The 13,867-nt window shown below is 66.3% G+C and carries 11 protein-coding genes; 2 read left to right on the top strand and 9 right to left on the bottom strand.

The annotated features are described in order from the left end of the window. Window positions 1-370: 370 nt before the first annotated feature. Window positions 371-2,689: a molybdopterin guanine dinucleotide-containing S/N-oxide reductase gene (locus IEY58_RS29235; protein WP_189051707.1), complete on the top strand. Its 2,319-nt coding sequence runs from the start codon at window positions 371-373 to the stop codon at window positions 2,687-2,689. A gap of 232 nt (window positions 2,690-2,921) precedes the next feature. Here IEY58_RS29235 and ggt read toward each other — a convergent pair whose 3' ends face one another. From ggt to IEY58_RS29190, 9 genes are read right to left on the bottom strand one after another with little or no spacing between them, the layout of a single operon-like run. Then, the gene (gene ggt, locus IEY58_RS29230) at window positions 2,922-4,505 is read right to left on the bottom strand and encodes a gamma-glutamyltransferase (protein ID WP_189051706.1); all 1,584 of its coding nucleotides are present in this window, start codon (window positions 4,503-4,505) and stop codon (window positions 2,922-2,924) included. Between the two features lie 13 nt (window positions 4,506-4,518). After that, window positions 4,519-5,898: an aspartate aminotransferase family protein gene (locus IEY58_RS29225; protein WP_189051705.1), complete on the bottom strand. Its 1,380-nt coding sequence runs from the start codon at window positions 5,896-5,898 to the stop codon at window positions 4,519-4,521. A gap of 21 nt (window positions 5,899-5,919) precedes the next feature. Beyond that, window positions 5,920-7,233 (bottom strand): NAD(P)/FAD-dependent oxidoreductase, encoded by a 1,314-nt coding sequence (locus tag IEY58_RS29220; protein ID WP_189051704.1) that lies wholly within the window; start codon window positions 7,231-7,233, stop codon window positions 5,920-5,922. Next, window positions 7,233-8,513 (bottom strand): NAD(P)/FAD-dependent oxidoreductase, encoded by a 1,281-nt coding sequence (locus IEY58_RS29215; RefSeq protein ID WP_189051703.1) that lies wholly within the window; start codon window positions 8,511-8,513, stop codon window positions 7,233-7,235. The genes IEY58_RS29220 and IEY58_RS29215 overlap by 1 nt, the downstream gene beginning before the upstream one ends. A 28-nt stretch (window positions 8,514-8,541) precedes the next feature. Further along, complete coding sequence (locus IEY58_RS29210) at window positions 8,542-8,895, bottom strand: cupin domain-containing protein (protein ID WP_189051702.1); 354 nt, start codon at window positions 8,893-8,895, stop codon at window positions 8,542-8,544. A gap of 23 nt (window positions 8,896-8,918) precedes the next feature. Next, the gene (locus tag IEY58_RS29205; protein ID WP_189051701.1) at window positions 8,919-9,971 is read right to left on the bottom strand and encodes an extracellular solute-binding protein; all 1,053 of its coding nucleotides are present in this window, start codon (window positions 9,969-9,971) and stop codon (window positions 8,919-8,921) included. A gap of 24 nt (window positions 9,972-9,995) precedes the next feature. Beyond that, on the bottom strand, window positions 9,996-10,787 hold the full coding sequence (locus IEY58_RS29200) for an ABC transporter permease (protein ID WP_189051700.1): 792 nt from the start codon (window positions 10,785-10,787) through the stop codon (window positions 9,996-9,998). Further along, the gene (locus IEY58_RS29195; RefSeq protein ID WP_189051699.1) at window positions 10,784-11,668 is read right to left on the bottom strand and encodes an ABC transporter permease; all 885 of its coding nucleotides are present in this window, start codon (window positions 11,666-11,668) and stop codon (window positions 10,784-10,786) included. The genes IEY58_RS29200 and IEY58_RS29195 overlap by 4 nt, the downstream gene beginning before the upstream one ends. Next, a complete protein-coding gene (locus IEY58_RS29190; protein WP_229744036.1) occupies window positions 11,665-12,801 on the bottom strand; it encodes an ABC transporter ATP-binding protein in 1,137 nt (378 codons plus the stop codon). The genes IEY58_RS29195 and IEY58_RS29190 overlap by 4 nt, the downstream gene beginning before the upstream one ends. 252 nt (window positions 12,802-13,053) lie before the next feature. Here IEY58_RS29190 and IEY58_RS29185 point away from each other — a divergent pair, with 252 nt between their 5' ends. Next, complete coding sequence (locus tag IEY58_RS29185) at window positions 13,054-13,782, top strand: FadR/GntR family transcriptional regulator (protein WP_189051698.1); 729 nt, start codon at window positions 13,054-13,056, stop codon at window positions 13,780-13,782. Window positions 13,783-13,867 lie beyond the last annotated feature (85 nt).

Below are 13,867 nucleotides of genomic sequence, written 5' to 3'. Positions count from 1 at the left end.
GGGCAGCGGCGACGCGATGCGTTCGGCGGCATCGGCCGCCATGAGGGCGTGCCGCGCCTTGTCGCTGACGGCCTCCTGGAGCAGATGTGTCGGGCCTGGCAGGCTGTCGAACAAGAAGGTGGTACCGTGGGGCCGAACGTGATTCCCTTTGTGGCGCGAGCTTCGGAGGGAGGACGGGATGCGCGGGGCTGACGTGCGGTCGGGGCCTTGCTTCCCTATATGGCCTTCGGGCACGGTTGCGGCAGGATCATCCGCTACGGCCGATCTTTGAGATTGCCAATGCGGTGCTTGGGGATCTGCACAATGAGCTTGAGACGCTCGATGGGCACGCCCGGCACCGGCGTACCAGGCAACGGATAAGGATCTCCCCATGTCGACCACGCTGTTTTCTCGAGACGACACTGGACCCGAGACCGATTTCGTGCCGCACAACTCGCACTGGGGCGCCTTCTCGGCGCGCTGGAAGGAAGGGCGGCTCGAAGTGCGGCCGCATCCGGCCGATCCCGACCCGAACGGCATCCTGCAGAATTTTCCCGCAGCCCTCAGGCATCGGGCGAGGGTCGCCCAGCCCATGATCCGCCGCGGCTGGCTGGAGCAAGGGCCCGGGCCCGACCCGCGCCGGGGGCGCGACGAGTTCGTCCCCGTGTCGTGGGGAAAAGCGCTCGATCTCCTGGGCGGCGAACTCGCCCGGGTGCGCGACGGGCACGGACCGGGCGCCGTGTTCGGCGGCTCCTACGGCTGGTCGAGCGCCGGGCGGTTCCATCACGCCCAGAGCCAGGTGCATCGTTTCCTCAACACCGCCATGGGCGGCTATGTCCGCTCGGTCAACAGCTACAGCTCCGGCGCATCCTCCGTCCTGGTGCCGCATATCATCGGTGACTATGAGGACCTGACCAAGCGCAACGTGTCCTGGGAGCAGGTCGCCGAGCACAGCGACCTCGTCCTCGCCTTCGGCGGCATGGCGCTCAAGAACAGCATGATCGCGGGCGGCGGCATCAGCCGCCATGTCGAGCGCGGTGCGATGGCGCGCGCCCGGGCGCGCGGGTGCGAGTTTGTCCTCGTCGGCCCGCTGCGGGCCGATTTGCCGGACGAGGCGGGTGCGGAATGGATCAGCAGCGAGCCGGGCACGGACACGGCACTGATGCTGGCCCTGGTCCATACGCTGGTCGCCGAGGGGCTGCATGACCGGGCGTTCCTCGACCGCTACACCGTCGGCTGGGCAATGTTCGAGCGCTACCTCCTCGGCGAGACCGACAACCAGCCCAAGGATGCCGCCTGGGCAGCACCGCTGACCGGCGTGCCGGCCGAAACCATCGTCGACCTGGCCCGGCGGTTGGCTGGGAAGCGCGTCCTGGTCGTCGTGTCGCATTCCCTGCAGCGGGCACGGTTCGGCGAACAGCCGGTCTGGATGGGCGCGGTGCTCGCCTCGGCACTCGGCCAGATCGGGCTGCCGGGCGGCGGCTTCGGCTATGCGCTCGGTGCCATCGCCTATTATGGGCGGCGCACCAATGCGGTGCCGATGCCGACCTTGCCGCAGGGGCGAAACGGCATCCGCGACTACATCCCGGTCGCCCGCATCGCCGATATGCTGCTCCACCCCGGTGCCCCGTATCGCTACAACGGCGAGACCCGGACTTACCCGGACATCCGGCTGGTCTATTGGGCCGGCGGCAATCCCTTCCATCATCACCAGGACCTGGACCGGTTGCGCCAGGCGTTCGCGCGCGTCGATACGCTGGTGGTGCATGAGCTCGGCCTGACCGCGACGGCACGACACGCGGATTTCATCCTGCCCTGCACCATGACCCTGGAGCGGGAAGATATCGGCGGCAACACGCACGACCCGCTGCTCGTGCCGATGCGGCCGGTCGCGGAACCGTTCGGAGAGGCCCGCGACGACTACGCCATCTTTGCCGATCTGGCAGAACGGCTCGGCAGGCGGGAAGCCTTCACGGAGGGCCGCACGACGCGCCAATGGCTCGAGCATCTCTACGAGCCGACCCGCGCGGCCCTGAAAGAACAAGGCCTTCCCGCACCGGATTTCGAGACTTTCTGGGCGGGGGATGGCTTCGACCTGCCGCAGCAGGCAGATGACGGCGGCCGGCTGCGTGCGTTCAGGGCAGATCCGGACCAGGCCCCGCTGGTGACGCCGAGCGGGCGGATCGAAATCTTCTCCGAGACCATCGCAAGCTTCGGCGAGGCCACCTGCCCGGGCCATGCGGCCTGGCTTGGCCCGGCCAACTGCCCGAGCGCCCCGGCGCCGTTGCACCTGGTTGCCAATCAGCCGGCCACGCGCCTGCACAGCCAGCTCGATTTCGGCGGGCACAGCATGGACGCGAAGCACCGGGACCGGGAAGTGGCCCGGATGCATCCGGCTGATGCGGCGGTACGCGGGATCGCGGACGGCGACATCATTCGCCTGTTCAACGAGCGCGGCGCCTGCCTCGCTGGCGTGCATCTGACCGAGGATATCCGGCAGGGCGTGATCCAGCTCCCGACGGGGGCATGGTATGACCCGGTCGATCCCGTCGAGGGCAAGCCCATGTGCGTGCACGGCAATCCGAATGTCCTGACGCAGGACGTCGGCACATCAAACCTGGCCCAGGGCTGCACCGGGCAGCTCACGACAGTCGAGGTGGAGCGGTTCACCGGCAACCTGCCGCCGATCCGCGCCTTCGATCCGCTCTGATCCCGCGGCCGATTGGGCGGTCATCCCTGAACAAACGGGAGCGGGCACGAGCGGCGCCGAGAGTATTCCATCAGCTCGCTGCTTCGCGCCGCGTGAACGCTCCCTTTGGGCTAGAGCGCGGTCGCATTGGCTGGAACCAGCCAATGCGTGAATCGCGCTCTAACTATTTGATTAGAGACGGATTCACGAAATGAGTGGATCGCCAAGCGATTCCACTCATTCCGATCCGGCTCTAGAGGCCCAGTGCACAACCATCCTTCCTCGGGTCGGAGCCGCCGAGCAATGTGCCGCGCTCCCAGTCAATCCAGATCGCCTGCGCGCCGCCAATGGCCCAATTTGGCGGCTGGACCTTGAATCCCCGACGCTCCAATTCGCCACCGATGCTGTTGCGCAGCCGCTCCTCCGCTTCGACGCTCTTGCCTCCGGGCAGGGGAAAGAGCCGCGGCAATTCAATGGCGCTCTGCAAATCCATGCCGAAATCAAAGATCTTCGACAGCAGATGGGCATGGCCCATAGCTTGGTAGTGGCCGCCCATGACGCCGAACGGCATGACGACGCGGCCATTCTTCGCGACCATCCCAGGGATGATCGTATGCATGGGGCGCTTCCTCGGCGCGAGTTCGTTCGGATGACCTCTCTCAAGCGAGAAACTCTGGCCTCGGTTGTGGAATAGCACGCCCGAGCGTCGGCTCATGATCCCGCTACCGTACGGGTGGAAGATCGAGTTGATGAAGCTGACCGCGTTTCGGTCCTTGTCGACCACGGCGATGTAGACCGTGTCCTTGTGCTCGACCGTGTCGAAAGCCGGCAACGGGTCGAGCGCCCGCTCCGGATCGATGCGGTCCGCGAGATCCGCGGCAAATCTGTCCGACAGCAGGTGCTGGACCGGAACCGTGCCATCGGCAACAAAGGCATCCCGGGCGGCATAGGCAAGCCGGGTCGCCTCGATCTCGCGGTGGAGGTTTTCGACGGCGAGTGGATCGCCCGACGGCCGGAAGCGTGACAGGATCTTGAGGATCATCAGCGCCACGACGCCCTGGCCGTTCGGCGGGCATTCGTAGACCGTGTGGCCGCGGTAGTCGGCGGAGATCGGCGTTACATATTCTCCCGCGGCGGCGGCGAAGTCTGCCAGGGTGTGGAGCCCGCCCAGATCCCGCAGGGTTTCGACCATGTCCTCGGCCACGGCACCTGTGTAGAACGCGCTCGGTCCATGGCGGCTGATCGCAGTCAAAGTCTCGGCAAGCGCCGGTTGGCGCTGGGTGCTGCCCATTTCGGGCGCGCTTTCCCCGGCCAGGAATGTAGCGGCCGCCGCCGGATTGCGTGACAGCAGTTCCGCCTGCAGCGAGAGATCGCGCGCGACGCGCGGTGTCAGGACATATCCGTCACGGGCGAGCTCAATGGCCGGCTTCAGAAGCCGGCCCAGGTCCAAGCGTCCATGGTCATGAACGAGCCGAGCCCAGGCCTCGACCGCGCCCGGCACGGTCACGGCATGTGGCGACTGACGGGGCAGCGCGGTCATCCCTCGGTCGCGATACCAGGCTGCCGTTGCCGCTGCTGGACTGCGGCCGGAGCCGTTGTAGGCGACGATATCCTCCGAACCCTCTCTGGACAGCAGGACGAAGCAGTCCCCGCCAATGCCCGTCGACCCGGCTTCGACGACCGATTGCACGGCGCAGGCAGCGACGGCGGCGTCCATCGCGTTCCCGCCGTCGCGAAGAATATCGAGTGCCGCCAGGGTCGCCGTTGGATGAGAGGTCGCCGCCATTCCGTGCCGGCCCGCCGCGAGCGACCGTCCCGAGTTCTCGAAATTTCGCATGGTGCGCGACCTCTTACCGGTGCGCGCTGGCGTCGAGCCAACGGGCTGTATCGTCAAGCGTCCGCTCGACACGGACCATCAGGTCGTCGAGTTCCCGCTCGGTGATGATGAGCGGCGGACAAAGATTGAAATTGTCGCCCATGCCACGGGTGATGACGCCGTGGGCTTGGGCGAGCTTGCCGGCTTGGGCTGCGACCGCCATGGCTGGCGGGAAATTCTCGCGGGTCTGCTTGTCCTGCACCAGCTCGAGCGTGCCGACGAGCCCGACGCCGCGTGCCTCGCCGACCAGTGGATGTTCGCCGAGCCGCCGGAGCGCCGCCTGGAAGCGAGGCGCTATGGCGCGCACATGGCCGAGGATGTCGCGCTCCTCATAGATCTTGAGCGTCTCGAGTGCCACCGCCGCGGCGACCGGGTGGCCGCTATAGGTGAAGCCGTGGCCGAACGTGCCGATCTTCTCGCTTTCCGCCACCATCGCCTCGAAGATCCTGGCGTTGACCATGAGCGCCGAGATCGGCTGATAGGCGGCCGAGAGCTGCTTCGCCATCGTCATCATGTCGGGCTCGAGCCCGAAGGTCTCGCTGCCGAACATGTTGCCGGTCCGGCCGAAGCCGCAGATGACCTCGTCGGCGATCAGCAGCACGTCGTATTTCTTCAGGACGGCCTGGACCTTCGCGAAATACGTTGCCGGTGGCACGATGCAGCCGCCGGACACCATCACCGGCTCGGCGATGAAGGCACCGACCGTGTCCGGCCCTTCGCGCAGGATGAGATCCTCCAGCGACTGGGCGCAGCGGGTCGCGAACTCCTCTTCGCTCTCGCCCGGCCGGCCAAATCGATAATAGCCGGGGCAGTCCGTGTGCAGGATGCGCGCGATCGGCAGGTCGAAGTCGCGATGATTGTTCGGAAGGCCCGTCAGGCTCGCGGTTGCGACCGTGACGCCGTGATAGGCCTTGATGCGCGAGATGATCTTCTTCTTGTCGGGCTTGCCGATGGCGTTGTGATAGTACCAGACGAGCTTGACCGCCGTGTCGTTCGCCTCCGAGCCGGAATTGGCGAAGAACACCTTGGACATCGGCACCGGCGCCATTGCGAGCAGCCGTTCGGCCAACTCGACGACCGGCTGGTTCGATTTGTGCCCGAACGAATGGTAGAACGGCAGTGCGCTCATCTGCCGGACCGCTGCCTCGACGAGGCGCTGCTCGCTAAAGCCCAGCGAGGCGCAAAACAGGCCGCTCATCGCCTCGATGTAGCGGTTGCCCTGGTCGTCTACGACATGGATGCCGTCGCCGCGCTCGATGATGAGCGGCCCTTCGGTCCGATGCAGGCTGAGATTGGTATAGGGATGCAGCACGTGCGCGATGTCGCGGGCGTGAAGCGAGTTCGGCAGGTCCATTCAAGATCTCCTCGGGCGGCACTAGCCGCGGGCGAAGGTGCGGCGCAGGCGTCGGACACGCCGCACGGCCATCATCACGGGCAGGCGCAGAGTGTGGAGCGGGTAGCGGGCCGGCGGCAGGGTCGCGATCGGCAGGTCGTCTGAAACATCGCCGGCGATTCGTGCGGCTGCGAGCTTGCCCATCATGGTCATGAGTGCCACGCCGCGCCCGTTGCAGCCGTAGGCGACATGGAGGCCGGGCTCGGGCGAGACAAGGCGCGGCAGATGGTCGGGTGTCAGCGTCAGTTTGCCGCCCCAGCGGCTGGTGAAATGCTCGGGCCGGAGCGCCGGATAAAGCACGCCGGCTGAGCGGGCAAGGGCGGTGAAAAGCGCGGGCGAAGTCCGGCCGGTCAGGCTGCCGCTGCCGCCGATCACGAAGCGGCCTGCGTCATCGCGGCGAAAATAGACGCCAAGATCCATGAGGTCAGACACCGGCAGGCGGCTCGGCAGAACTGCCCGGTCGAGTGCGGCGGAGAGCGGCTCGGTCGCGATCTGGATGCTCTCGACCACAATCATTGCGGTTTTGAGCACGGGATAGAGGTCGCCCAGGTAGGCGTTGGTCGCGATCAGCACGTGGCGGGCGCGCACCGTGGGGCCATTGGCTTTCGGGCCGCTGGTCTCCAGCCGCCAGCGACCGCCTTCGCGCGCGAGGCCCGTGACCCGGCAGCCGTGCACGAGGCGCGCGCCCGTGGCGACGGCGCCGGCGGCGAGGCCGCGGGCGTAGCTCAGCGGCTGCACGGTGCCGGACCGACGGTCGAGCATGCCGCCGGCGAAGAAACGCGTCCCGGTCAGATCGGCGATTTGTTCGGCCCCGATGAGCTCGACCGCCTCGCCTTGGTGCGCAAGGTCGGCGGCGCGCGCCTGGATCGCCGCCAGCACGGGCTCAGAGCGGGCCGCCTGAATCCAGCCGTCGCGATGAGCCTCGCAGCGGATCTGGAACCGCTCGACGATTGAGAACACAAGGTCGGCGGTGGCGGCGCCGAAGCGGTGCAGCGCTTGGCCCTGCTCCCGCCCGAACTTCGCGACCATCTCCCGCGGATCAAGCTTCAGGCCGGCAATGACCTGGCCGCCGTTTCGGCCCGACGCACCCCAGCCCGCCGCCTCGGCTTCGAGGACCGTCGCCTCGATGCCGCGTTCCGCAAGGTGAAGGGCGGCCGAGAGCCCGCAGAAGCCGCCGCCGATGATGGCGACCTCGGTCGAGATGTCCGAGCGCGCCGCTTCGGCCGGACGGGCCGCAAGGCCGGTCGCGGCCCACAGGCCCTGGGGCGGCGATGCTTGGTCCAGCACGGGCGCCATCAGTGCGCGCCCGCCGGGCCGAGCCTGGCGCGCAGTTTGTGCGACCAGTAGACGAGTTGGGCCGGGATGCGGCCGAGCTTGCCGCCGGCGAAGGGCAGGCCAAATGCCTCGAACAGGCGCCAGGTTTCGTCGCCCTCGGCGATCGCCTGTCCGATGAGGCGACCAAATGCCGAGGTGAGCGTGACCCCGAGGCCGCCGAAGCCGGTCGCGTACCAGACATTCGGCGCGGTCCGGCCGATGACGGGGAGCTTATGACGGGTCATCGGCATGGCGCCGCCCCAGGCGACCTCGACCCGTGCGTCGGCCAGGTCCGGATAGAAGCTGGCAATGTCATGCTTCAGCAAGGCGGCGATACGGTCGACCGGCGGTTCCCAGGCGAGCACCCGCCCGCCCCAGAGCACGCGCCCGTCGGCAAGCGGGCGGTAGTAGTTGACACCGACCTGATTGTCGAAGATCGCGTAGGGCACGCGGATGGCCCGTGCCAGCCGATCGCCGAGCGGTTCCGTCGCCATTACGAAGGTCGCGATCGGGATGGTCGCGCGGGACAGCGGACCGTGCAGCCCATCGATGTAGCCGCCGCAGGTCAGAACCAGCTGATTGGCAGTGATGCGGCCACCGGGCGTGCGCACGACCACGCGATCGCCACGCCGGTCTATCGACAGCGCCGGCGTTTCCTGGAAGACCTTGCCGCCGCGTTCGGTACAGGCGCGGGCCAGGCCCAGGTTGAGATTGAGCGGATGAACGGCAATCGTGCTCGGCACGAAAAGCGCGTCGGCGTAGCGGGTCGTTGATAGCGCGTCTTCCACGCGCGCTCGCGGCCAGTACTCCATGACGGTGTCAAATGTGCCGGCCATGAAGTCGCGGAAGGTGAGAAGGTCGTCGCCATGCCCCGCGATGTTGCAGCGGAGGGCGCCCTGCTGGAGTGGCCCGCAGGCGATCCCATAGGCGTCGATGCGGTCGCGTACCAGCTTGAGGCCCATGCGTGCGACCTGATGGATCTCACGTGCCCGTTCGCGGCCGACGCGTTTGACCAGCGCCATGTAGCCCTGAGGGAAGCCCTCCGAGGCGAAGCCGCCGTTGCGGCCGGAAGCGCCCCAGCCGATCCGGTTGGCCTCGACGAGCGCGACGTTGCGACCGCGCTCCGCCAGGTCGAGAGCCGTGGCGGTCCCGGCAAGACCGCCGCCGACCACCAGGGTTTCGACGTCGAGGCCGCTCGAGAGGATCGGGTAGTCCGATCGCTCCTCGAGCGTTCGTGCATAGTAGCTGTCGATGTAATCCATCGCGGCATTCCACCGGCCGTCGGCCGGCTCAATTCCCGCCGTTGCGATGGATCGCGTAGAATTTACGCGTCGGTTCAATGGTTTCCCAGATGCCGGTGAACCCGCGTGGGATCACGAACGTGTCGCCGGCGCGATAGGTCTGGCTGTCGCCGGCACCGTCTGTCAGGCGCACCACGCCTTCGAGAATGACGCAGAGCTCGTCCTTGTCGTAGCGGATCTCGGCGCGGCCGGGTGCGCTCGCCCAAAAGCCGCTCTTAAAGCAGCCGGTCGGGTCGGCATACCATTCGCGTGTCGTGGTCGGCATCGACGGGTCGGCAGCGCTCGCCGGGTCGAAACGAATGGTCTTCACGACCGTTGTGGTCGCAGGGGGTGTCTGAGACATGGTTCCTCCGGGGATGAAAGGCTTCAGCGCAGCAGCCGCGTCCAGATCTTGTCGTCCATGTCGAGCGCTGCCTTCGGACAGTCCTTGGTCGGCCGGAACAGCGCCGTCACTTCCGGCGAGACATTGATCGCCGGGTCGGCCTTGAGCTCGGGCGTGAGATAGGCGTCTGCGCCAGTGATCGCGTTGTTGTAGCCGGTGAAATTCGAAGCCTCGGCCGCGTTCTTCGGGTCCATCATCCAGTTGATGAAGATCTTGGCGTTCTCGACGTTCTTGGCGCCCTTCGGCACGGCCAGACTGTCGCCCCACAGGTTCATGCCCTCCTTGGGGAAGATGTAGGCGGTGGTCGCGAGCTTCTTGTGGGCGCGGTGAAACGAGCCGTTCCACATCAGCTCCATGGCGACTTCGCCGCTCGCGACGCGGTCGACCGTGCCTTCGGAATTGTAGAGCTTCACCGCCGGCTTCTGCTTTTCCAGCAGTTCCAGGATCTTCTGGCCTTCCTCCGGCTTGGCGGTGCAATAGTCGTAGCCGAGGTAGTGCGCCGCGGCGCCGATCACCTCGCCCACGTCCTTCAGCATGCCGATTTTGCCGACGAATTCCGGCCGCGGCTCGAACAGCTCCTTCCAGCTGTTCTCGAGCTTGGCGCCGCCCGCGACCTTGGCGGTGTCGTAGGCGATTGCCGTGATGCCCCACATGTAGGGCACGGAATAGGCGCGGGCCGGGTCGTAGTCGGGGTGGTTGAACGGCTCGCGCACGTTCTTGAAGTTCGCGAGCTTGCTTGCGTCGATCTCGATCAGCAGCTTGTCGCGGATCATGGTCTGGAGTGTCGGGCCGGACGGCACGACCACGTCGTAGCCGCCACCGCCGGCCTGGATCTTGGCCAGCATGGTCTCGTTCGAATCATAGGTGTCGAGCGTGACCTTGATGCCGGTCTCGGCCTCGAAGCGCTTCAAGAGGTCCGGCGGCATGTAGTTGGACCAATTGTAGAGGAAGAGCTCCTTCGTCTCGGCATGAGCCGGCGCCGCCGCGACGACGATGGAAAGTACAGAGACCAATCCCGCGAGAGCCCGGCTTTTCATCCCATCCCCCTGGTTTGCGCCCGGCTACCGGAAACGGCGGCCGAGCAGGTACGAAATCAGAAGCAGCGTCACCGAGACCGCGACCAGCAGCGTCGAAACGGCGTTGACGGCGGGCGTGATGCCCATGCGGACCATGCTGAAGACATAGACGGGCAGGGTCGTGGCACCCGGTCCTGACACGAAGTAGCTGACGACCACGTCGCCCAGAGACCCGATGAAGGCGAGCATCGCGCCCGCGACGATGCCCGGCCAGATCAGCGGCAGCACGATCCGCCGGAAGCTCGTCGCGGGGCCGGCACCAAGGTCTGCCGCGGCCTCGCCGAGCGACGGGTCGAGCCCCTGGAGGCGGGCCTGGATCGGCAGATAGGCGACCGGCACGGCAAAGACCGTGTGCGCCAGCATCAGGCTCGCGAGGCCGAGCGGCAGGCCGAGCGCCACGAACAACAGCAGCATGGCGATGGCAGCCACCACATCCGGCACGATGAGCGGGAGGCCGATCATCGCCTCGAACGCACTCTGCCGGCGAAAGCGGGCGCCCGACGTGCCAAGTGCCGCCAGCACCGCGACAGCCGTGCCGGCCGTCGTCGCAACGGAGGCGACGATCAGCGAATTGGCGAGCGCGCGCAGCATATCGTGGTCTTCGGCGACGGCGGCGTACCAGCGGAGGCTGAAGCCGTTCCACCCCGACAGGGCCGAATCGCCCGCGTTGAACGACAAGGCCACGAGCACCACGATCGGCAGGTAGAGATAGGTGATGACTGCCCAGGCGGCCGGCCCGACGAGCGGGAAGCGGAAGAGGCTGAGGTCCCGGCTCACGGTTGCGCACTCGAGGCACGACGGAAGCGCACCGCATGAAGCCAAAGGGCGACCAGGATGAGGCCCAGCAGCACGAAGGCGAGTGCCGAGCCGAACGGCCAGTTGCGGGCTTGGCCGAACTGCTGCTGGATCAGGCTGCCAATCATCATGGACTTGGCGCCACCGAGCAGTTCGGGACTGACGAAGGCCCCGAGGCATGGCACGAACACAAGGATGAGGCCGCCTACGATACCTGGAATCGAGAGCGGCAGGATCACCCGGCGGATCGCACGCCAGCGGTCGGCCCCGAGATCGTAGGCCGCCTCGATATAGCGCCGGTCGATCTTCTCCATGCTGACGTAGATCGGCAGGATCATGAAGGGCAGGAACGAATAGACGAGGCCGATGCCGGTCGCGACGGGCGTATAGAGAATGTCGATCGGTGCGCTGGCCAGGCCGACATGCTGGCAGACCCAGTCGACGAACCCGCCGTTGCGCAGCATCAGCACCCAGGCGTAGTTGCGGACCAGCAGGTTGGTCCAGAACGGCACGGTTACGACCAGGAGCAGAAGCGGTCGGCGGTTCTCGGGCTGAAACGCCATCCAGAGGGCCGTCGGGAAGGCGAGCGCCAAGGTCACCACAGCCGTGACGGCGGATAGCGTGATTGAGCGCAGGAAGATCCGAATGTAGTCGGAATTGAGCGCCAACTGGTCGAACAGGTCGCGCTCGTAAAGGAACTGCACGTAGGCGTCGGCGGTGTGCAGGTTCCAGATCACGCCACCGTCGTCGCCGCGCTGCAGGGTCGAGACGTAGGCCATGAGAGCCAGCGGCACGACCAGAAGCACGCCGATCACCAGGATTGCCGGCCCGATGAGGGAAAGGCGACGCCCTGCCGCGATCATGCGGTCAATACCCGGATGGAGCAGGCCGGCAGCGTAAGGCCGACCTTGTCACCGACGCCGAACTGCGGCAGCGAGCCGCTGCGATTCTGCTCGCGCGCCCGAAGCCGGTCACCATTGGTCATGGCCAGGTAATAGATCGTATCCGTGCCTTCGTAGACGGTTTCCTGGACCGTCGCGGCCAAGCTGTCGGCGGAAATCGGTCCGAGCCTCAACCGTTCGGGGCGGATGGCCAACGTCACGGGTGTCCCGGTCGACGCCGGCTCCGACGCGTCCAGTTCCAGGCCTGTTGCGAGGCGGTAGCGGCAGCCGCCCGCCGCCTCGGCCGGAATGAAATTCATCTCGCCGATGAAGTCGGCGACGAACCGCGCGGCCGGTCGCTCGTAAATCTCCTCCGGAGAGCCGATCTGCAGCACGTTGCCGGCGTTCATGACCGCGATGCGGTCCGACATGGTGAGCGCTTCGCGCTGGTCGTGCGTGACGAAGACGAACGTGATGCCGGTCTCGCGCTGCAGGCGCTTCAGCTCGAGCTGCATTCCAGTGCGCAGCTTCTGGTCCAGTGCCGAGAGCGGCTCGTCGAGCAGCAGGACGCGCGGGCCTTTGGCAAGCGCCCGGGCGACGGCGACGCGCTGTTGCTGGCCGCCCGAAAGCTGCGCCGGCTTGCGCGCGGCCATGCCGTCGAGCTGCACGAGCCGCAGCATTTCTTCAACGCGAGTGGTGATCCTGCGCTTCGGCCAGCGCTCCATCTCGAGCCCGAATGCGATGTTGTCGGCGACCGTCATGTGCGGGAATACGGCGTAGCTCTGGAACACGGTATTGACCGGGCGCTTGTGCGGTGGCAGCCCGTCCAGCCGCTGGCCATGGACGGTGATGCTGCCGCCGTCCAGGCTGACGAACCCGGCGATCGCGCGCAGCAGCGTGGTCTTGCCGCAGCCCGACGGACCCAGCAGCGTGAAGAACTCGTTGGGCCGGATCGCCAGCGAGACGTCATTGAGTGCCGCCAGGGTGCCGTAGGTCTTCAGGAGGTTTCGGCAGCTGACCGCCACGCCCTCGCTCGGGGCCGCCGCGCTGCTGGAACGCGCAGCCAGCTGGCCTGCGACAAGGGGCTCGATGGCGATCGGCTGCGCTGGCCTCAATGCTTCCCCCGGGGGTATTTTGGTGGAAAATGGCTTTTAATGGTTCTGATGGTGGCACAGGCGTCAGAATGATGAAAGCGGAATCTTGGTTGCTGGAAGACTGTGATTGAGCAATGCTGCGGAAAATTCGTGCACATAAAGGCAATATGATGCGGCAGGCTGCGGCTATATTGGTATTGAATTGGTTCTTAAAATGAATTATTGCTTGGTGCTGTAAGCTCGGTCGCGCTGAGCGGTGGAAGGTTTCGTGTGATGAAAAAACAGGTCGACGCGCTCGTTGTGAGCCGCAGCAGCAGGGAGAAGGCGCGGCGGCAGGCCGCAGATCTGCACGCGACGATCGAACGGCATATCGATCAGGGGCGTCTGAAGCCCGGCGAGAAGATCGCGACGGAGCGCGAGCTCGCCGCTCAATTCGGCGCGTCGCGTACTGTCGTGCGCCGGGCGCTGGCGTTGTTGCACGAGGCGGGCAAGATCGAGCGTCGGGTTGGACATGGTACGATCGTGCGGGCCGCGAACGATCGGCAGGGGGCGCCGCTGTCGGCCTCGCTGCTCGACACGAGTCCGGCCGAGCTGATGGAATTTCGTGTCGCCCTGGAGCCCAGTCTGGCTGAGGCAATCGTGCTGAATGCGAGTGAGCGCGACATTCAGGCAATCCGGGACTGCCTTGACGGCGGCGATGGAGCCGACGGCTGGGAGGAGTGGGAGCGATGGGATCGTTCCTTCCACCTCAGCCTGGTCGCTGCGACCCACAATCGCCTCGCAATCGGCGTTTACGATGCTGTCATCAGCATTCGCCATGAGCGTCCTTGGCTACATATCAAACAAGGCCACACCGATACCGTGCTCTGGCAATACTACCAGGCGCAGCATCGCCGGATCGTTGATGCGATCGCTTCGCGGGATGCAAGTGCCGCAGCCCACGCCATCCGGGACCACCTGCTGAAAGTGCGCACCAAGATGCTCGGCTTCGCCGAAAGTTGAGCCGGAGATCTGTATCAGGGATGGCGCTCTTCACCCGTACGGTCTGTTGTCGACCAAAATGCCGCGGCCGCCCCCGGATGCCTGC

It is taken from the genome of Aliidongia dinghuensis (assembly GCF_014643535.1).
GTDB lineage: Bacteria > Pseudomonadota > Alphaproteobacteria > ATCC43930 > CGMCC-115725 > Aliidongia > Aliidongia dinghuensis.
This window is presented reverse-complemented; position numbering and strand designations above follow the sequence as displayed.

Bases quoted from the DNA above. Each gene is read 5' to 3' on its own strand.
- IEY58_RS29185 (WP_189051698.1), top strand. From the start codon at position 13,054: ATGAAAAAACAGGTCGACGCGCTCGTTGTGAGCCGCAGCAGCAGGGAG.
- IEY58_RS29205 (WP_189051701.1), bottom strand. From the start codon at position 9,971: ATGAAAAGCCGGGCTCTCGCGGGATTGGTCTCTGTACTTTCCATCGTC.
- IEY58_RS29235 (WP_189051707.1), top strand. From the start codon at position 371: ATGTCGACCACGCTGTTTTCTCGAGACGACACTGGACCCGAGACCGAT.
- IEY58_RS29195 (WP_189051699.1), bottom strand. From the start codon at position 11,668: ATGATCGCGGCAGGGCGTCGCCTTTCCCTCATCGGGCCGGCAATCCTG.
- IEY58_RS29220 (WP_189051704.1), bottom strand. From the start codon at position 7,233: ATGGCGCCCGTGCTGGACCAAGCATCGCCGCCCCAGGGCCTGTGGGCC.
- ggt (WP_189051706.1), bottom strand. From the start codon at position 4,505: ATGCGAAATTTCGAGAACTCGGGACGGTCGCTCGCGGCGGGCCGGCAC.
- IEY58_RS29215 (WP_189051703.1), bottom strand. From the start codon at position 8,513: ATGGATTACATCGACAGCTACTATGCACGAACGCTCGAGGAGCGATCG.
- IEY58_RS29225 (WP_189051705.1), bottom strand. From the start codon at position 5,898: ATGGACCTGCCGAACTCGCTTCACGCCCGCGACATCGCGCACGTGCTG.
- IEY58_RS29210 (WP_189051702.1), bottom strand. From the start codon at position 8,895: ATGTCTCAGACACCCCCTGCGACCACAACGGTCGTGAAGACCATTCGT.